Below are 18746 nucleotides of genomic sequence, written 5' to 3'. Positions count from 1 at the left end.
GGTCCCGGCCCGGCCACGTCAGCGGTGCAGCGCCTTGCGCGCGAGCCAGTTGCCCAGCAGCTGCGCGACCTGCACGATCGCGATGATGACGAGCACCGTCACGACCACGACGCCCCAGTTGTAGCGCTGGTAGCCGTAGACGATCGCGAAGTTCCCCAGCCCGCCGCCGCCGATGATCCCGGCGATCGCCGACATGTCGAGCACCGCGATGAAGAGGAACGTGTAGCCGAGGATGAGCGGCGCGAGCGCCTCGGGCACGAGCACCGTCGTGATGATGCGCCACGACGACGCGCCCATGGCGCGCGCCGCCTCGATCACGCCCGGGTCGATGCCCACGAGGTTCTGCTCGACGATGCGGCTCGTGCCGAACGCCGTCATCACCGACAGCGGGAAGATGAACGCCTCCGTGCCGAGCGTCGTCCCGACCACCTGGAGCGTCACCGGCCCGAGCAGCGTGACGAAGATGATGAACGGGATCGGCCGCACGATGTTGACGAGCACGTTGAGCACGCCGAACACCCAGCGGTTGGCGAGCAGGTTGCCGCGCCGCGTCACGTAGAGCGCGATGCCGAGCGCGAGGCCCGCGACGCCGCCCGTGAGCAGGGCGACGGACACCATCTGGAGCGTCTGGCCGAACGACTCGACGAGGATCGGCCACAGCTGGGACCAGTCGCGGTTCATCAGCGGCCTCCGAGGTTGCCGTGGCGGAAGAGGGTGTCGCGGGCGAGACCGTACGGGTCGCCCGGGTCGTCGTCGGTCGGGTCGGGGGCGTCCTCGTCGGCCGGAGCCGCGGCGAGGCGCGCGACGCGCGGGTCGTCGAGCGGGTGCTCCGCCGTCCCGAGGTCGACGACGTCGGCGCGCTCGCCCAGCGCGAGGAGAAACGGCGCGATGCGGTCCTCGGGCGCGTCGAGCTCGACGGTGAGCGACCCGAACGGCCGCTCCCCCACCTCGGAGATGCCGCCGTAGACGACGGACCCGTCGACGTCGTGCTCGCGCAGCAGGCGGAACAGGTCCGTCCCGGTGCTCGCGCCCTCGCGCACGCCGACCGTCACGAGCCGGCCCGGGTGGCGCTCGCGCAGGCGGGCGAGCGTCTCGCGCGACGGCCGGTCGTGCAGCGCGGTGCCGACGAACCGCTGCGCGGCGTCGGCGCGGGGCGCGGAGAAGACGTCGTACACGTCGCCCGTCTCGACGACCCGCCCGTGCTCCATCACGGCGACGCGGTGGCACGTCGAGCGCACGACCTCCATCTCGTGCGTGATGACGACGATGGTGATGCCGAGCTCGGCGTTGACACGCCGCAGGAGCGCGAGGACCTCGCGCGTCGTCTCGGGGTCGAGCGCGGACGTCGCCTCGTCGGCGAGGAGGATCGTGGGCTGCGCCGCGAGCGCGCGGGCGATCCCGACGCGCTGCTTCTGCCCGCCCGAGAGCTGGCGCGGGTACGCCTTCGCCTTGTCGGCGAGCCCGACGAACGCGAGGAGCTCGGCGACGCGCGCCGCGCGCTTCTCGCGCGACCAGCCCGCCACCTTGAGCGGGTACGCCACATTCCCGGCCACGGTGCGCGACGACAGGAGGTTGAACTGCTGGAACACCATCCCGATGCGCGAGCGCACCTCGCGCACGCGGCGCTCGGGCAGGCCCGTGATGACCTGCCCGTCGACGACGACCTCGCCGCTCGTCACCGTCTCCAGCGCGTTGACGAGCCGCACGAGCGTCGACTTCCCGGCGCCGGAGTAGCCGATGACGCCGAAGATCTCGCCGCGGCGGATGGACAGCGAGACGTCGTCGACCGCGTGCACGGCACCGTCGCCCTCGCCGAAGGTCTTGCTCACGTGGCGCAGCTCGATCGCGGGCTGCTCGTCACCACCCGGGTCGCGGGGGACGTCGGTCACGTCGGAATCCTCTCGTCGGAGGCCGGGCCGAGGGCCGGGCCGCCTGGCGCGGTCGGGGGCCCGCCGTCGGGCGAGCCGTCCGCCTGCCATCGTCTCTCCCCGGCACGACGGCGCGCGAGGGCGGGCGCGTCGTGCGCGCCCGCCCTCCCGTCGCCCGGGACGTGCCGGGGTCAGCCGCGGATGTCGTCCTCGATGCCCGCGAGGATCTCCTGGAGCTCCGCCGGGGAGTTCTCCTTGATGACGGCGGTGCCGCCCGACGCCTTCTTCTCGGCCTCGACGACCTCCGGCGAGTGCGAGAGCTCGGCGAGCTTGAGCAGCGTCTCGTCGTCCTTGTCCTCGGCGCGCGCGACCCACACGTTGATGTAGGGCTTCGCGGCGTCGGAGTCGGGGTCGTCCTGGAACAGGGCCTCGTCGGGCGAGAGGCCCGCGTCCTCGACGAAGTCGTTGTTGATGATCGACGCGTCGACCGACTGGAGCTGGATCGGGGTCTGCGCGGCGTCGACGGGCGTGACGGTCACCTTCGAGCTGGGCAGCACGTCGGCCTCGGTGGAGATGGAGCTCCCGCCGTCCTTGAGCTCGACGAGGCCGGCCTCCTGCAGCACGAGGAGCGCGCGGGCGAGGTTCGTCGGGTCGTTGGGCACGGCGACCTGGCCGCCGTCGGGGATCTGCTCGAGCGACGTGTGCTTCGTCGAGTACAGGCCGAGCGGATAGACGGCGGTTGCGCCGATGGGCTGCAGGTCGTCGTTCGCGTCCACGTTGTAGCCCGCGAGGAACTGCAGGTGCTGGAACTGGTTCACGTCGAGCTCGCCCTGGGACAGCGCGGGGTTGGCCTGCGTGTAGTCCTGGAGGTCGACGAGCTCGACGTCGATGCCCTCGGCCTCGGCCTGCTCCTGGAAGACGGCCCACTTGTCGTCGGACGCGCCGACGACGCCGACGCGGATCGGGCCCTCGTCGCCGCTCTCGCCGGAGGCGCCGCCCGAGGAGTCGCCGCCACCGCACGCGGTGAGGGTCAGGGCCGTCGCGGCGATCGCGGTCCAGGTCAGACGCTTGCGGGTGGTGGAGAACGACATGGGGGTTCCTTCCGATGACGGCGGCGCGGTCACGGGTGGCGACCGGCACGGCCGGGGGTGCAGGGGGTCCCTGCGAGGCGGTGGGGTTCGGGGTGCTTCCGGCGGGCCATCAGCCACGCGGCGAGCGGGGGCCGGTCGTCGTCGAGGACGACGCGGCGGGTGCGGCGCAGGTCTCCCTGCGGGTCACGACGGCGTCAGCAGCCGCACATTCGCCCGGTGCGCACGCGGCGACAGCACGACGAGCCGGCGCAGGCTGCTGCGCGCGGGGTCGTGGTCACGACGTGCTGACGGGTCATGCCGACATCATGGGCACGACGACGGCCCGCACGCCAATCTCCGACCGCGAAAGTCCACGATGTGGACCGGAAAGTGGCCGCATGTCGGGAACGGAAGCCCCTCGACCGGGAGAAAAGGGGCGAATGCCACGTGGTCGCCGACAGCGCGGCCCGACGGCGGAGCGGGCGGTCCGGGGACGCAAAGGACCCCTCGCACACCCACCAGAGCTCACCTACCCTTGCTGCCTTCCGGCCCTGGGGGAGTTCGGCGAGATGATGCCGCACGAGGGGTCTGCACCCACCCTAGCCCAGGTCGGCGCCGCGCTCGAAACCCGCTCCGCCGCGCACCGCAACGCCCGCCCCAGCACAGGCTCCCCGGAGGCGATTCGGCCGGGGCGCCGCCGTCCGGTATCCTCGTTGCGCTGCTGTCGGTGCGCATCCGTGCGTCGCCGACCGTCGCCAGGAGGATTCGCCTAGTGGCCTATGGCGCACGCTTGGAAAGCGTGTTGGGTTAACAGCCCTCGGGGGTTCGAATCCCCCATCCTCCGCAGACCGAAGGGCCCGCCGCACTCGCGGCGGGCCCTTCGTCGTCGGGGTGCGGGCGCACACCGAAAAGGCCCGTCGCACAGGTGCGACGGGCCTCTCGACGTCCCGACGGTCCGACGCGCCGGGACGTGGCGCCGGCGGTGCCGCCGACGGCTCCCCCCAGCCTACGGGTGTCCGGCCCGGAACGGCAGGGGTGGAGAGCCCCGGAGTCCCGGATCTTCGCCACATCCACCCACCCTGGGAGCCCCCTGGACCCCTGGACAGGCGTTGAACGCGTGTTTAGTCTATTGAACATGCGTTCAGAGCAGCCTCCGCGGACCGGTCGGGCCACGCCCGCGCCGTCGGGCACCGACGACCTCACGACCCGTGCCCGCATCCGGGACGCCGCGATCTCGCGGTTCGCGCGCGACGGGTTCGGCGCGCCGCTGCGCACCGTCGCGGCGGACGCGGGCGTGAGCGCGGCGCTCGTCGTGCACCACTTCGGCTCCAAGGACGGGCTGCGCCGGGCCTGCGACGCGTACGTGTTCGACGCCGTCCGCGCCGCGAAGACCGACGCGATCTCGCCGCAGGACCCGGCGGCCGGGCCAATGGCGCTGTTCACGCAGCTCGCCGGGATCGAGGACTACGCGCCCGTGTTCGAGTACACGCTGCGCAGCCTCCAGGCGGGCGGCGACCTCGCGCGGTCGTTCGTCGAGCACCTCACGCAGGTCACGCTCGAGTACATGGAGGACGGCGTCGCCGCCGGGGTGATCCGCCCGAGCCGCGACGAGCCGGCCCGCGCGCGGTACCTCGTCTCGCTCTCCCTCGGCTCGCTCCTCGTCGACGGCGCGCTGCGCGAGCGGACCGAGCCGCGCGACCCCGAGACCGACCTCCGCGAGTACGTCGAGCGCGTGATGCTGCCCGCGCTCGAGGTCTTCACCGAGGGGCTCTTCGTCGAGCCGACGCTGCTCGACGCGTACGTCCGGCACACCACCCACCAGGAGGAGACGCGATGACGAGCACGACCCCCGCCGTCGAGGTGCACGACCTGCGCAAGGCGTTCGGCCACGTGCAGGCGCTCGACGGCCTCGACCTGACCGTCCGCACGGGCGAGGTCGCCGGGTTCCTCGGGCCCAACGGCGCCGGCAAGTCGACCACGATCCGGGTGCTGCTCGGGCTGCTGCGCGCCGACTCGGGGACCACCCGGCTGCTCGGCGGGGACCCGTGGCGCGACGCCGTCGACCTGCACCGCCGCCTCGCGTACGTGCCGGGCGACGTGAGCCTGTGGCCGAACCTCACCGGCGGCGAGGCGATCGACCTGCTCACCCGGCTGCGCGGGCGCGTCGACCCGCGCCGCAAGGAGCTCCTGCTCGAACGCTTCGAGCTCGACCCGTCGAAGAAGGCGCGCACGTACTCCAAGGGGAACCGGCAGAAGGTCGCGCTCGTCGCGGCGTTCGCGTCCGACGTCGAGCTGCTCGTGCTCGACGAGCCGACGTCGGGCCTCGACCCCCTCATGGAGTCGGTGTTCACGCAGTGCGTGCGCGAGGTCACGGCGGAGGGCCGGTCGGTGCTGCTCTCGAGCCACATCCTCGCGGAGGTCGAGAAGCTGTGCGACACCGTGACGATCATCCGGGCCGGCCGCACGGTCCAGTCCGGCACGCTCGCCGAGCTGCGGCACCTCACGCGGTCGTCGGTCACCGCGGTGACCGACCGCGACCCCGCCGCCCTCGACGCGCTCGACGGCGTGCACGACCTCCTCGTCGAGCCCGGCGCCGACGGGACGCGAGCCCGGTTCGACGTCGACAACGACCACGTGCAGCCCGTGCTGCGCGCGCTCACCGACCTCGGGCTGCGGTCCGTCACGGTCACGCCGCCGTCGCTCGAGGAGCTGTTCCTGCGCCACTACGGCGACGAGCTCGCCCAGCTCGACGGGGCCGGTGCGCTGTGAGCGCCCCCACCGCGGCGCCGCCCCGCGGACGGCGCGCGACCGCCGTCGCCCCCGAGCCTCCCCGCCCGGGCCGCGCGGCGACGGGCTGGCTCACCCTGCTGCGCTTCGTCCTGCGCCGCGACCGGGTCCGCATCCCCGTGTGGACGGCGTCCGTCGCGCTCCTCTTCGGGTACGCGGCCGTCGCCCTCGACACGCTCTACCCGACGGCGGCCGACCGCCAGGCGCGCGCGGCGCTCGTCTCGAGCCCGGCCGGGATCATGCTGTCCGGGCCGCAGTACGGCATCGAGGACTACACGCTCGGCGCGATGATCGCCAACGAGATGGCGCTCACCGTCATGGTCGCCGTCGCGATCATGAGCATCTTCCTCGTCGTGCGGCACACGCGCGCCGAGGAGGAGACCGGCCGGGCCGAGCTCGTCCGGGCGGGCGTCGTGGGGCGGCACGCACCCGCGACCGCGGCGTTCGTCGCGGCGGTCGTCGCGAACGCGGCCATCGCGCTCGCGACCGGCGTCGTGCTCGTCGCGACCGGGCTCGACGCCGTGGACTCCCTCGCGCTCGGCGCCGCCGTCGGGGTCACGGGCCTCGTGTTCGCCGCCGTCGCCGTCGTGACGAGCCAGGTCACCGAGCACGCGCGCGGCGCGAGCGGGCTCGCGCTCGCCGTGCTCGGCGTCGCGTTCCTGCTCCGCGCCGTCGGCGACGTGCAGGAGGAGCACGGGAGCTGGGTCTCGTGGCTCTCCCCCATCGGGTGGGCGCAGCAGATCCGGGCGTTCGTCGACCTGCGCTGGTGGCCCCTCGGCCTCTCCGTCGCGCTCGTGGTCCTGCTCCTCGCTCTGGGCGCGGCGCTCGCCGCCCGGCGCGACCTCGGCGCCGGGCTCGTGCCGCCCCGCGCGGGCCGGCCCGACGCCGCCCGCTGGCTCGCGAGCCCGCTCGCCCTCGCGTGGCGTCAGCAGCGCGCGTCCGTGCTCGCGTGGGCGATCGGGGTCGGCGTCACGGCGCTCGCGTGCGGGACGTTCGTCGACTCGGTGGGCGACATGGTCGCGGCCAACCCCGAGGTCGCCCAGATGATCGGCGACGCGTCCGACCTCGTGGCCGGCTTCGTCGCCGTCATGGCGCTCTTCCTCGGGCTCGGCGCGGGCGGGTTCGCCGTCGCCTCGGCCCAGCGCGCGCGGGGCGAGGAGACCGCGGGGCGGCTCGAGCCGGTGCTCGCGACAGGCGTCGGGCGCGTGCGGTGGCTCGCGGGCCAGCTCGTCGTGACGCTGGTCGGGACGTGCGTGCTGCTGGCCGTGAGCGCCGTCGGGCTGTGGCTCGGCGCCCTGAGCGTCGGGGAGGACGCGTTCGGCCTCGGGGACCACCTCGCCGCGTCGTTCGCGTACCTGCCCGCGGTCGCGGTCGTCGCGGGGGTCGCGGTGGCGGCGTTCGGGTCGCGCCCTGGCCTCGCGGCGCTCGCGTGGGCGCTCCTCGCCTACTCGTTCGTCGTGACGATGTTCGGCGCCCTGCTCGACCTCCCGTCGTGGGTGAGCGGGCTCTCGCCCTTCTGGCACGTGCCCCAGCTCCCCGGGGCCGACGCCGAGCCGTGGCCCTTCGTGTGGCTCACGCTCCTCGCCGTCGTGCTCGTCGCGCTGGGCCTCGCGGGCTTCCGCCGCCGCGACGTCCCGCGCCCCTGACGCGTGGCCGTCGTGGGCTCCGGCTAGGCTCGATCCACCTTTTCCGACCACGGAGGTGACGGTCATGTCCACGCCCGACCGGAGCGACGCGACGCGCTCGGCCAGGGCCACCCTGCACGAGTGGGTCGACGCGATCCCCACGCGGGAGCCGACCGAGGGTGCCGGAGCCCGCGAGCCGCGCACGTGGGTCGCGGCCCTCGCGCTCGAGGGCACGTGGCTGGGCCTGTACCAGGACGCGTACCGGTTCACCGAGACGGAGTGGGACGAGCTGGTCGACGACCTCTCCCGGTACGCCGACGTCCGGCCGCCCGCGCGCGCCGTCGTGTTCCGCGACGTCGAGCTCGACGAGGACCCGTTCCGCGACGACGAGCGCCCGCTCGTGGACGCGGTGCTGCGTGTCGCGCTCGAGGAGGGGGTCGAGAACGTCACCTTCGCCGCGGTCGCGCGGCGGTGCGACCGCAGCGAGTCGACCCTGCGGTCGATGTTCGGGGACGCGGAGACGTTGGTCGACGACGTCGCGATCGAGGTCGTGCAGTCCGGGTTCGACGACCTCTCGCCGCTGCGGCTCGACCCGTCGCGCGCCGCGGTCGCGGCGTCCGTCGCGGCGCTCGACGACTCGCGCAAGGCGGCGGCGCTCCTGCGCCTCTACGCCCTCGGCGGGGTGGCGCGCGACGACGTGCCCGAGGGCCAGCACACCGTCCACGCGGACGTGCTGCGCGCGTGGCGGGAGGAGGGCGCGCCGTCGTCCCTCGTGCTCGCGGCGCTCGCGTGCGACGGCTGGCGGGCGGGCGAGCGGCAGCGCGCGCTGCTCTTCCCTCCGGCCCTGCCGGGTGCGGTCGTGCGCGAGCTCGCGCGCCTCGTCGACGACGCCGCGGGCCCCGTGACACCGTAGCGGTCCCCTCACGGCCCGCGGCTCCCGCTCAGCGCCGGAGCTCGCGCTCGTGGACGACGCCGGGGCACGGGACCGCGACGACGTCACCACGCCGCAGGTCCTCGGGGAGCCGCGCGACGCCCCCGGCGCGACCGGGTGCGGGGTGCACGGTGAAACGGCGCAGGGGTGCCGCCGAGACGCGGCCGACGAGCCGGGCCTCCTCGACCGCCGCGCCGCACGCGTCGAGGTCGGCGTCGAGCCACACCTGCCGGTGGTGGCCCCCGAGGCGCGGGACGACGTCCTCCACCCCGGCGAGCACGACGCACCGCGGCGACGCCTCCCACAGCCGCCCGACGCGGCCCGGGTCGGCGCTCGCGGGCACGTGGACGGTCGGGGTCGCGCGCAGCCGGGCGCAGGCGGCGAGGCTCGTCCCGTCGACGAGCACGTCGTGCGGGGCGAGGACGGTGCCGCCCGGCCAGGCCGACGAGGGAGCGCCGCGCAGCGCGGCGAGCCGGGCGGAGAACGCGGTGTGCACGAGGGTCATGGCTCCGGTCTACCGCGCGCGGCGGGGGCGGGAACCGGGCCTGACGGAACGCACACGGCCCGCGCCCGGATCCTCACGGCCTCCCGACGGGCGTGGTCGCCGCCCGTCCTGAGGGCCGCCCGCGGACGGCCCTCAGGACGCCGCGGTCGGAGCCCCGGGGTCCGGCTCGAAGCGGTAGCCCATGCCCGCCTCGGTGAGCAGGTAACGCGGGGCCGCCGGCTCCGGCTCGAGCTTCTTGCGGAGCTGCGCGACGTACAGGCGCAGGTAGCCCGTGTCGCTCACGTGCTGGGAGCCCCAGATCTCCGTGAGCAGCGTCTGCCGCGTGACGAGCTTGCCCGGGTTGCGGACGAGCCGCTCCAGCACCTGCCACTCCGTCGGGGTGAGCCGCACCTGCTCGGTCTGGCCGTCGCGCACGCGCACGACGCTGTGGGCCGACAGGTCGACCGTCACGTCGCCCAGCACGACGACCGGCGCGGAGTCCTCGTGCGCGACGCGGCGCGTGAGCGCGCGGATGCGGGCGAGCAGCTCCTCGATGGAGAACGGCTTCGTGACGTAGTCGTCGGCGCCCGCGTCGAGGGCCTCGACCTTGTCGGCGGCGCCCGTGCGCCCGGACACCACGAGGATCGGGGCGTCCGACCAGCCCCGGACGGCGTGGATCACGTCGAGGCCGTCGAGCTCGGGCATGCCGAGGTCGAGCATGAGGACGTCGGGCCGGTGGTCGATCGCGCGCGCGATCGCCTGCGAGCCCGAGGTCGCCGTGATGATCTCGTAGCCCTGCGCGGTGAGGGTGATGCGCAGGGCGCGCAGGATCTGCGGGTCGTCGTCGGCGATGAGGATCTTCATGGCGCGCTGGTCTCCGGGGCGTCGGGGTGGGGCGTCGGGCCTGCGGCGGGCAGGGCCACGACCATGGTGAGCCCTCCACCGGGGGTGTCCTCGGGGGTGAGCGTGCCGCCCATGCCCTCGACGAACCCCTTCGACAGCGCGAGGCCGAGCCCGAGGCCGGTCGTGTTGTCGGTGTCGCCGAGGCGCTGGAACGGCACGAACACGTCCTCGCGCCGCTCGGGCGGGATGCCCGGGCCGTGGTCGACGACGCGGATCTCGACCGACCCCCCGAACGCGCTCGTCGAGATCCGCACGCGCTCGTCCGGCGGCGAGTGCCGCGTCGCGTTGGCGAGCAGGTTGACCAGCACGCGCTGGAGCAGCACCGGGTCGGCGACGACCGCGGGGACGTCGAGCTCGAGGTCGAGCTCCACCTGGGCGGGCCCGAGACCGAGCTCGTCGAGCGCGGGCAGCACGACGTCGGCCGGCTCGACCTCGGTGCGCGACACCCCGAGGACGCCCGCCTCCAGCCGGCTCACGTCGAGCAGGTCGGTGATGAGCGTGCCGAGCGCGCCGAGGCTCTCGTCGGCGGTCGCGAGCAGCTCGTCCCGGTCGGCGGGGCTGAGCGCGCCGCGCGTCGAGCGCAGGCCGCTCACGGCGGCGGTCGCGGCGCTCAGGGGGCGGCGCAGGTCGTGGCTCAGCGCCGACAGCAGCGCGCTGCGCACGCGGTCGGACTCGGCGAGCTGGTCCATCTCGCTCGCGACCTCGGCGAGGTCGCTGTGCTCGAGCGCCGCCTCGAGCTGGACGGCGATGACGTTGAGCAGGCGCCGCTCGGACGCGGCGAGGTCCGGCCCGAACAGCTCGAGGTCGGCGCGGTCGTCCACGCGCACCGTCGTGCTGGGCGCACCCGGCCCCGGGTCGCCGTCGGCCGCGAGCTCCGTCCCGGAGACGACGAGCCGCGCCCCCACCATGCCGAACGCCTCGCGCGCCCGGCTCACGAGGGCCTGCACGGCGTCCTGCCCGCGCAGGACGCTGCCCGCGACCGTGGCGAGCACCTCGGACTCCGCGGCCGCCCGCCGGGCCGCGCGCGTCGTGCGCGCCGCGCGGTCGACGACGACGCTCACGAGGACGGCGATGACGACGTACAGGACGAGGGCCACGAGGTGGAACCGCTCGCCCACGGTGATCGTGTGCAGGGGCTCGACGAAGAAGTAGTCGAGCGTGACGCCCGACAGGACCGCGGCGTAGACCGCGGGCCAGACGCCCCCGACGAGCGCGACGACGACGACGAGCAGCTGGTACGCCAGGACGTCGGTCACGAGCGTGTCCTCGTCGCGCGCCGTGACGAGGAGCCAGGTGAGCAGCGGTCCGCCGACGAGCGCGAGCACGAACCCGGCGACGCGGCGGCGCAGGGTGAGCGCGCCGCCCGAGCGGGGCAGGCGCGCCCCTCCCCCGGCGGCGGCGTGGTTGACGATGTGGACGTCGATGTTGCCCGCCTCGCGCGTGACCGTCGCGCCGATGCCGGGGCCGCTGAGGGCCGACGCGAGCCGGCCCCGGCGCGAGACCCCGATGACGAGCTGCGTGGCGTTGACGCCCTTGGCGAACTCGACGAGCGCGGTCGGGACGTCGTCGCCCACGACCTGGTGGTACGTCCCGCCGAGCTGCTCGACGAGCGCGCGCTGGTGCGCGAGCGCGCCGGGGGCCGCGTCGCGCAGGCCGTCCTGCGTCGTGACGTGCACCGCGAGGAGCTGGCCGCCCGCCGACCGCGCGGCGATGCGGGCGCCGCGCCGCACGAGCGTCTCCCCCTCCGGGCCGCCCGTGAGCGTCACGACGACGCGCTCGCGCGCCTCCCACGTGCTGTCGATCCCGTGCTCGGTCCGGTAGAGCTGGAGCGCCGCGTCCACCTCGTCGGCGAGCCAGAGCAGCGCGAGCTCGCGCAGCGCGGTGAGGTTGCCGAGGCGGAAGTAGTTCGACAGCGCCGCGTCGACGCGCTCGGCCGGGTACACGTACCCGCCCGCGAGACGGTCGCGCAGCGCCTGGGGCGCGAGGTCGACGACCTCGATCTGGTCGGCGCCGCGCAGGACGGCGTCGGGGATCGTCTCGCGCTGCACGGCGCCCGTGATCTTCTCGACCACGTCGTTGAGCGACTCGATGTGCTGGATGTTGACGGTCGAGATGACGTCGATCCCGGCGTCGAGCAGCCGGTCGACGTCCTGCCAGCGCTTCTCGTGGGCGAGGCCCGGCGCGTTCGTGTGCGCGAGCTCGTCGACGAGCGCGACGTCCGGGCGCCGCGCGAGGACGGCGTCCAGGTCGAGGTCCGTGAGCTCGACGCCCCGGTGGGTCACGCGGACGCGCGGCACCACCTCGAGGCCCTCCGCCATGGCCGCCGTCGCGGCGCGGCCGTGGGTCTCCACGACCGCGACCACGACGTCCCGGCCCTCTTCGCGCAGACGGCGGCCCTCCTCGAGCATGGCGTAGGTCTTCCCGACGCCGGGCGCCGCGCCGAGGAGGACCCGCAGCCGTCCGCGCGCCATGCTCAGCCTCCGATCCGGTCCAGGGCGACGTTGAGCTCGAGCACGTTCACCGTCGGCTCGCCGAGGTACCCCAGCGCACGTCCCCCAGTGTGCCGCGCGACGAGCTCCTCGACCTGCGCGGTGGTCAGACCGCGCGCCGCCGCGACGCGGTCGACCTGGACGGCGGCGTAGGCCGGGCTGATGTGAGGGTCGAGGCCGGAGCCCGAGGCCGTGAGCGCGTCCACGGGGACGTCGGCCGGGTCGATACCCTCGAGCTCCGCGATCTGGGCGCGCCGCTCCGTGATCGCGGCGACGAGGTCCTCGTTCTCGGGGCCGAGGTTCGAGCCCGACGACGCCGCGGCGTCGTACCCGTCGCCCGCCGCCGACGGCCGGGGCTGGAAGTACTCGGGCAGCGGGTCGCCGTCGGCGTCGGTGAACGCCTGGCCGAGCAGGGCCGACCCGACGACCCGGCCCGCGCCGTCGTGCACCAGCGAGCCGTCGGCGCGCGCCGGAAGGACGAGCTGCCCGACGCCGGTGACGACGAGCGTGTACCCGACGCCGAGGAGGAGGGTGAGGACGAGCATCGCCCGGGTCGCGACCCAGACGACCCGCCCGGTGCTGCGTGCCGTGGTGTTCATGGGGTTCTCCTGGTCGTCGTGCGGGTCAGTAGCCGGGGAGGAGGCGCACGACGAGGTCGATGAGCCAGATGCCGACGAACGGCGCCACGAGGCCGCCGACGCCGTAGACGAGCAGGTTCCGCCCGAGGATCGTCGAGGCGTCGGCCGGCCGGTACCGCACGCCGCGCAGCGCGAGCGGGATGAGCAGCACGATGACGATCGCGTTGAAGACGATCGCCGACAGCACCGCCGACGACGGCGAGCTGAGGCCCATGACGTTGAGCACCTCGAGGCCGGGGAACACGCCCATGAACATCGCGGGGATGATCGCGAAGTACTTCGCGACGTCGTTGGCGATCGAGAACGTGGTGAGCGCCCCGCGCGTGATGAGGAGCTGCTTGCCGATGCGCACGACGTCGATGAGCTTCGTCGGGTCGGAGTCGAGGTCGACCATGTTGCCGGCCTCCTTCGCGGCCGACGTGCCGGAGTTCATCGCGACGCCCACGTCGGCCTGCGCCAGGGCGGGCGCGTCGTTCGTGCCGTCGCCCGTCATGGCGACGAGGTTGCCGCCCTCCTGCTCGGCGCGGATGAGCGCGAGCTTGTCCTCGGGCGTGGCCTCGGCCAGGAAGTCGTCGACGCCGGCCTCCTGCGCGATGGCGGCGGCGGTGAGCGGGTTGTCGCCCGTGATCATCACCGTGCGGATGCCCATCGACCGCAGCTCGGCGAAGCGGTCCGCGATGCCCTCCTTGACGACGTCCTTGAGGTGGACGACGCCGAGCACGCGGCTCGCGCCGTCGGGCGTGCGCACCGCGACGACGAGCGGCGTGCCGCCCGACTGCGCGACCTCCTCCACGACGTCGTCGAGCTCCGCGAGCACGCTCGACGCCGCCCGCTCGCCGCCCTGCTCGACCCACGCCGTCACGGCGGAGCCGGCGCCCTTGCGGATCTGGGTCCCGTCCGGCTCGTCGAGCCCCGACATCCGGGTCTGCGCCGTGAACGGCACGATCTCGCCCGGCGCGGTCGGCCCGACGTCGAGGCCCCCGCGGCGCGCGAGCTCGACGATCGACGTGCCCTCCGGCGTCGGGTCGGCGAGGGACGACAGCGCGGCGGCGCGGACGAGCTCGCGCTCGTCGACGTCGCGCAGCGCGACGAACCGCGCGGCCTGCCGGTTGCCGTAGGTGATGGTGCCCGTCTTGTCGAGCAGGAGGGTCGTGACGTCGCCCGCCGCCTCGACCGCGCGGCCGGACATCGCGAGCACGTTGCGCTGCACGAGGCGGTCCATCCCCGCGATGCCGATCGCCGAGAGCAGCGCGCCGATCGTCGTCGGGATGAGGCAGACCAGGAGAGCGACGAGGACGGCGACGCTCACGGGGCTCGCCGCGTACGACGCGACGGGGTTGAGCGTGAGGGCGACCACGACGAACACGATCGACAGCGACGCGAGGAGGATGCTCAGCGCGATCTCGTTCGGCGTCCGCTGCCGGCTCGCGCCCTCGACGAGCGCGATCATCCGGTCGACGAACGTCTCGCCCGGCATCGAGGTGACGCGCACGACGATGCGGTCCGACAGGACGCGCGTGCCGCCGGTGACGGCGGACCGGTCGCCGCCCGACTCGCGGATCACCGGCGCGGACTCGCCCGTGATCGCGGACTCGTCGACCGACGCGATGCCCCACACGATCTCGCCGTCGCCGGGGACCAGCTCCCCCGCCTCGACGACGACGACGTCCCCCAGCCGCAGGTCGGCCGAGGACACCTCGACCGCGCGGGCGCGCAGGGCGCCGGGGTCGCCCGTCTCGTCGTACGCGGCGACGCGGTGCGCGACGGTCGCGGTGCGGGTCCGGCGCAGCGAGTCGGCCTGGGCCTTGCCGCGGCCCTCGGCGACCGACTCCGCGAGGTTGGCGAAGAGGACGGTGAGCCACAGGAACACGGCGATGACCGCGGTGAAGGACCCGGGGACGGGCGTGCCGCCCGACTCCTCCGGGCCGCCGAGGAACGGCTCGACGACCGCGATCACGGTGGTGAGCGCGGCCCCGACCCAGACGAGGAACATCACGGGGTTGCGCCACATCTGGCGCGGGTCGAGCTTGCGGAACGCGCCGGGCAGCGCCTGGCGCACCTGCGACCAGGTGAAGAGGCCGCCGGTGGTCGCGGCCGGCTGGTGCACGGCGCGCGGGGACGGGTGGGTGAGCGTGGACATGGGTTACAGCAGCCCTTCAGCCAGGGGACCCAGCGCGAGAACGGGGAAGTACGTGAGCGCGGTGAGGAGGACCACCACGCCGATCAGGAGCCCCACGAACTGGGGGCGGTGGGTCGGCAGCGTGCCGACGGTCGCGGGCACCTTGTCCTGCTGCGCGAGCGAGCCCGCGAGCGCGAGGACGAGGGCGATCGGCACGAACCGGCCGAGCAGGATCGCGACGCCGAGCGCGGTGTTGAGCCACGGGGTGTTCGCGGTGAGCCCGGCGAACGCCGACCCGTTGTTGTTGGCCGCGGACGTGAAGGCGTACAGCACCTCGGTCGTGCCGTGCACGCCGGGGTTCCAGATCGACACCGTCTCGACGCTCTCGCGCACGGGCGGGATCGCGAAGCTCAGGGCCGTGCCGACGAGCACGAGCGTCGGCGTCACGAGGATGTAGAGGCTCGCGAGCTTGATCTCGCGCGGCCCGATCTTCTTCCCCAGATACTCCGGCGTGCGACCGACCAGCAGGCCCGCGATGAAGACCGCGATGACGGCGAGCACGAGCATCCCGTACAGCCCGGAGCCGACGCCGCCCGGGGCGACCTCGCCGAGCATCATGTTGAGCAGCGGGAGCATCCCGCCCAGCGCCGTGTAGGAGTCGTGCATCGAGTTGACCGCGCCGGTCGACGTCGTGGTGCTCGTCGTGGCGAAGAGGGTCGAGCCGATGATCCCGAACCGCGCCTCCTTGCCCTCCATCGCACCCCCGGCGAGCTGCGGCGCGGCGCCGTTCCCGGCGGACTCCAGCGCGGTCAGCGCGACGAACGACGCCACGAAGAGCACGCCCATCGTCGCGAGGATCGCGTAGCCCTGGCGGTCGTCGCCGACCATGCGGCCGAACGTGCGCGGCAGGGAGAACGGGATGACGAGCATGAGCAGGACCTCGACGACGTTCGTCCACGCCGACGGGTTCTCGAACGGGTGCGCCGAGTTCACGTTGAAGAACCCGCCGCCGTTCGTGCCGAGCAGCTTGATGACCTCCTGCGAGGCCACCGGCCCGCCCGGCACGCTCTGGGTGCCGCCCGCGAGGGTCGCGACCTGCGTGAAGCCGTCGAAGTTCTGCACGACCCCGCCGACGAGCAGCACGACCGCGCCGACGAGGGAGATCGGGAGCAGGATGCGCAGGCACCCGCGCACGAGGTCCACCCAGAAGTTGCCGATCGTGCCGACCCGGCGGTACGCGAAGCCCCGCACGAGCGCGACGGCGACCGCCATGCCGACCGCCGCGGACACGAAGTTCTGCACCGCGAGCCCGGCGAGCTGCACGGTGTAGCCGAGCGTCTGCTCCGGCGAGTACGACTGCCAGTTCGTGTTGCCCACGAACGACGCGGCCGTGTTGAAGGCGAGGTGCTCCGACGGCGCGGGCAGCCCGAGCGAGTACGGCAGCCACTGCTGCGTGCGCTGGAGCAGGTAGAGCAGCACGAGGCCCACGGCCGAGAACGCGAGGATGCTGCGCAGGTAGGCGGGCCACGTCTGCTCGGAGCGGGGGTCGACGCCCAGGACGCGGTACAGGCCCCGCTCCACCCGCCAGTCCTTCGGCGAGGAGTAGACCCGCGCCATGTGGTCGCCCAGCGGGCGGTAGAGCGCCGCGAGGACCAGGGCGACGGTCCCGAGCGCGAGGAGCGCGAAGATCCAGGTCATCAGAAGCGCTCCGGTCTCACGAGCGCCACCACGAGATACACGATCGCCGCCGCACCGAGAGCCACGGCGAGAAGCTCGAGCACGATCACAGCTTCTCCACCGCCTTCCCGATTCCGGCGACCAGCACGAACACGGCGATCACGCCGAGCACGTAGACGATGTCGAGCACGAGACGTCCCCAGGTCGAGACCGACGGCCCCCTGTCGGGCGGCCGGGCACCCACCGGACGGGGCGCCGACGACGATCGAACACCCGCTCCGGCGCGGCGGAGCCCGTCCTCACGGGACCCATACGGGCGGGGGCGCGACGCTAACGATCTCCTGACGCCCGGCCGTCGGTCCGGGCGGTCGCGGACGAGCCCGTCGGTTCCCGTGGGGAGTTCGTGACGAGTGCGTGACCGACGCCCCGCCATCGGGGGCGGCGGCCGCCGTCGGGCACCTAGGATGTCCCGCATGATCTTCAAGGCCGTCGGCGACGGGCGCCCCTACCCGGACCACGGCCGGGTCACCGCCCGCGACTGGGCGGAGGTGCCCCCGCGTCAGGTGCGCCTCGACGAGCTCGTCACCACCAAGCGCACGCTCGACCTCGACGCGCTCCTCGCCGAGGACTCCACGTTCTTCGGCGACCTGTTCGCGCACGTGGTCGAGTTCGACGGCGTCCTCTACCTGGAGGACGGCCTGCACCGCGCCGTCCGCGCCGCGCTGCAGCAGCGGGCGATCCTGCACGCGCGCGTGCTGACGCTGCGATGAGCGGCCGGTCCGGTAGGTTGCTGGCGTGACACTCCGCCCCGACACCGCGCGCGCCGTCCGCCGCCGGCGCATGCACGAGCGCCAGGCAGTCGTGTTCGGGCTGCTCATCGCGGCGCTCGCCGTCGTCGGGATCGGCGCCCTCGCCGTGTACACCGGCGCGATCGAGGCGCCGTTCGACCGGGAGCTGTCCTCCCCCGAGCCCGTCGACGACCTCGCGGGGGTCAAGGTCCCCTGCCTCGCGGACGGCACCCTGCCCGTCGCCACCGGCGAGATCCAGGTCAACGTCTACAACGCGTCCGGCAAGGACGACCCGCTGGGTCGGCTCAACCAGGACATCCTCACGTCGCGCGGGTTCGCGGTGCTCTCAACGGGCAACGCCCCGGACCTCGACGGCGACGGGAAGTCCGACGTCGTGTCGCGCACGCAGATCCACTTCGGTGCCGCGGGCATCGCGCAGGCGTACACCCTCGCTGCGCACTACGAGAACCCTGGCCTCGTGCTCGACGCGCGCGGGGACGCGACGGTCGACCTCTACGTGGGCGCCGACTTCGAGAACATCGTGGACCCGGAGCTCGTCGGCCTGTCCGGCGACGTCCCGCTCGAGAGCCGTACGGGGTGCGTCCCGATCGAGGAGATCACGCCCCGCCCGCTGCCCGTGCCCCCCGCCGAGGGCTAGCTAGCACGTCCCGGCCCGGCGCCCGCCGGGCACCCTGACCGCCGAACGGTACCCATGAGCACCCTGCCCCTCCGGCCCGCCCGGACCACCGACCCCGCCGAGGTCGACCGCCTGTACGAGATCTGCCTGCGGACCGGTGCGTCCGGCGCCGACGCGAGCGGGCTCTACGCCGACCAGCGCCTCCTCGGCGAGGTCTATCTCGGCGCGTACCTCGCGCTCGAGCCGGGCCTGGCGTCCGTCGTCGAGGCCGACGGCGTCGCCGCCGGCTACGTGCTCGGCGCCCGCGACACCGCCGCGTTCGAGGACCGGTGCGAGCGCGAGTGGTGGCCGCCGCTGCGGGAGCGCTACCCCCTCGGGAGCTTCCCCGCGGGGTCGCGCGACGAGGCGCTCGTCGAGCAGATCCACCGCCCGCACCGCACGGACCCGTCCGTGCTCGGCGACTACCCGTCGCACCTGCACGTCGACCTGCTGCCGTCCGCCCAGGGCGGCGGCAACGGCCGCCGCCTCATGGAGGTGCTCTTCGACGCGCTCCGCGCCGCCGGGTCGCCCGGGGTGCACCTCGGCGTGGCGGAGGACAACGCGTCCGCGATCGGCTTCTACGAGCACCTCGGCTTCACCCGGCTCGACGTCGCCGAGGGCCTCGTCCTGGGCCTGCGCCTCTAGCCGACGGCCCGGCGGGCTCACGCCTGCCGGGCCGTCGTCTCCGTGG

18 protein-coding genes, 1 tRNA gene and 1 other RNA gene are annotated in these 18746 nt (G+C 74.1%); 8 read left to right on the top strand and 12 right to left on the bottom strand.

Going from position 1 to position 18746, the window contains the following annotated elements; translation table 11 throughout:
- Positions 1–18 precede the first annotated feature (18 nt).
- The 4 genes from MT994_RS17610 to ffs all read right to left on the bottom strand — a co-directional run bounded on the left by MT994_RS17610 (position 19) and on the right by ffs (position 3530).
- Positions 19–681, bottom strand: coding sequence for a methionine ABC transporter permease (locus MT994_RS17610; RefSeq protein WP_021483094.1), 663 nt, complete (start codon positions 679–681; stop codon positions 19–21).
- The gene (locus tag MT994_RS17605; protein WP_354807379.1) at positions 681–1844 is read right to left on the bottom strand and encodes a methionine ABC transporter ATP-binding protein; all 1164 of its coding nucleotides are present in this window, start codon (positions 1842–1844) and stop codon (positions 681–683) included. Before MT994_RS17605 ends, MT994_RS17610 begins: the two co-directional genes overlap by 1 nt.
- A gap of 215 nt (positions 1845–2059) precedes the next feature.
- On the bottom strand, positions 2060–2959 hold the full coding sequence (locus MT994_RS17600) for a MetQ/NlpA family ABC transporter substrate-binding protein (protein WP_354807295.1): 900 nt from the start codon (positions 2957–2959) through the stop codon (positions 2060–2062).
- Positions 2960–3433: 474 nt separating this feature from the next.
- An RNA gene (gene ffs, locus MT994_RS17595) (signal recognition particle sRNA small type) lies at positions 3434–3530 on the bottom strand.
- A 166-nt stretch (positions 3531–3696) separates the two neighbouring features.
- Here ffs and MT994_RS17590 point away from each other — a divergent pair.
- The 5 genes from MT994_RS17590 to MT994_RS17570 all read left to right on the top strand — a co-directional run bounded on the left by MT994_RS17590 (position 3697) and on the right by MT994_RS17570 (position 8263).
- A tRNA-Ser gene (locus MT994_RS17590) sits at positions 3697–3782 on the top strand.
- Between the two features lie 291 nt (positions 3783–4073).
- The gene (locus MT994_RS17585) at positions 4074–4775 is read left to right on the top strand and encodes a TetR family transcriptional regulator (protein ID WP_076404487.1); all 702 of its coding nucleotides are present in this window, start codon (positions 4074–4076) and stop codon (positions 4773–4775) included.
- A complete protein-coding gene (locus tag MT994_RS17580) occupies positions 4772–5707 on the top strand; it encodes an ABC transporter ATP-binding protein (RefSeq protein WP_354807294.1) in 936 nt (311 codons plus the stop codon). The genes MT994_RS17585 and MT994_RS17580 overlap by 4 nt, the downstream gene beginning before the upstream one ends.
- Positions 5704–7371, top strand: a complete 1668-nt coding sequence (locus MT994_RS17575) for a hypothetical protein (protein ID WP_354807293.1) — start codon at positions 5704–5706, stop codon at positions 7369–7371. The genes MT994_RS17580 and MT994_RS17575 overlap by 4 nt, the downstream gene beginning before the upstream one ends.
- Before the next feature lie 64 nt (positions 7372–7435).
- Complete coding sequence (locus MT994_RS17570; protein WP_061268970.1) at positions 7436–8263, top strand: hypothetical protein; 828 nt, start codon at positions 7436–7438, stop codon at positions 8261–8263.
- Positions 8264–8291: 28 nt separating this feature from the next.
- On the opposite strand, the gene MT994_RS17565 is transcribed toward MT994_RS17570, so the two are convergent.
- The 8 genes from MT994_RS17565 to MT994_RS17530 form a co-directional block, all read right to left on the bottom strand.
- Complete coding sequence (locus MT994_RS17565) at positions 8292–8786, bottom strand: hypothetical protein (protein WP_354807291.1); 495 nt, start codon at positions 8784–8786, stop codon at positions 8292–8294.
- 132 nt (positions 8787–8918) lie between these two features.
- Positions 8919–9629, bottom strand: coding sequence for a response regulator transcription factor (locus tag MT994_RS17560; protein ID WP_021483553.1), 711 nt, complete (start codon positions 9627–9629; stop codon positions 8919–8921).
- Positions 9626–12139 carry an ATP-binding protein gene (locus tag MT994_RS17555; RefSeq protein ID WP_354807290.1) on the bottom strand — a complete coding sequence of 838 codons (2514 nt, stop codon included), beginning with the start codon at positions 12137–12139 and terminating at the stop codon, positions 9626–9628. The genes MT994_RS17560 and MT994_RS17555 overlap by 4 nt, the downstream gene beginning before the upstream one ends.
- Before the next feature lie 2 nt (positions 12140–12141).
- Entirely contained in the window at positions 12142–12756 is a 615-nt protein-coding gene (gene kdpC / locus MT994_RS17550; RefSeq protein ID WP_354807288.1) for a K(+)-transporting ATPase subunit C, read from the bottom strand.
- 25 nt (positions 12757–12781) lie between these two features.
- On the bottom strand, positions 12782–14935 hold the full coding sequence (kdpB, locus tag MT994_RS17545; protein ID WP_354807286.1) for a potassium-transporting ATPase subunit KdpB: 2154 nt from the start codon (positions 14933–14935) through the stop codon (positions 12782–12784).
- A 3-nt stretch (positions 14936–14938) separates the two neighbouring features.
- Positions 14939–16612, bottom strand: a complete 1674-nt coding sequence (kdpA, locus tag MT994_RS17540) for a potassium-transporting ATPase subunit KdpA (RefSeq protein WP_354807285.1) — start codon at positions 16610–16612, stop codon at positions 14939–14941.
- Positions 16612–16701, bottom strand: coding sequence for a potassium-transporting ATPase subunit F (locus MT994_RS17535; RefSeq protein WP_021480408.1), 90 nt, complete (start codon positions 16699–16701; stop codon positions 16612–16614). Before MT994_RS17535 ends, kdpA begins: the two co-directional genes overlap by 1 nt.
- Positions 16698–16835 carry a hypothetical protein gene (locus MT994_RS17530; protein WP_163188684.1) on the bottom strand — a complete coding sequence of 46 codons (138 nt, stop codon included), beginning with the start codon at positions 16833–16835 and terminating at the stop codon, positions 16698–16700. The genes MT994_RS17535 and MT994_RS17530 overlap by 4 nt, the downstream gene beginning before the upstream one ends.
- 229 nt (positions 16836–17064) lie before the next feature.
- Here MT994_RS17530 and MT994_RS17525 point away from each other — a divergent pair, with 229 nt between their 5' ends.
- From MT994_RS17525 to MT994_RS17515, 3 genes are read left to right on the top strand one after another with little or no spacing between them, the layout of a single operon-like run.
- The gene (locus MT994_RS17525) at positions 17065–17361 is read left to right on the top strand and encodes a type II toxin-antitoxin system VapB family antitoxin (RefSeq protein WP_021480409.1); all 297 of its coding nucleotides are present in this window, start codon (positions 17065–17067) and stop codon (positions 17359–17361) included.
- Between the two features lie 25 nt (positions 17362–17386).
- Entirely contained in the window at positions 17387–18037 is a 651-nt protein-coding gene (locus MT994_RS17520) for a LytR C-terminal domain-containing protein (protein WP_061268978.1), read from the top strand.
- A 54-nt stretch (positions 18038–18091) separates the two neighbouring features.
- The gene (locus MT994_RS17515; protein ID WP_061268979.1) at positions 18092–18700 is read left to right on the top strand and encodes a GNAT family N-acetyltransferase; all 609 of its coding nucleotides are present in this window, start codon (positions 18092–18094) and stop codon (positions 18698–18700) included.
- The last annotated feature ends 46 nt before the right edge of the window (positions 18701–18746 follow it).

The organism is Cellulosimicrobium sp. MI9406 (genome assembly GCF_040595865.1).
GTDB classification, from domain to species: Bacteria; Actinomycetota; Actinomycetes; order Actinomycetales; family Cellulomonadaceae; genus Cellulosimicrobium; species Cellulosimicrobium funkei.
The sequence above is the reverse complement of the archived record's forward strand: the minus strand, read 5'-3'. Positions and strand labels throughout refer to the sequence as shown.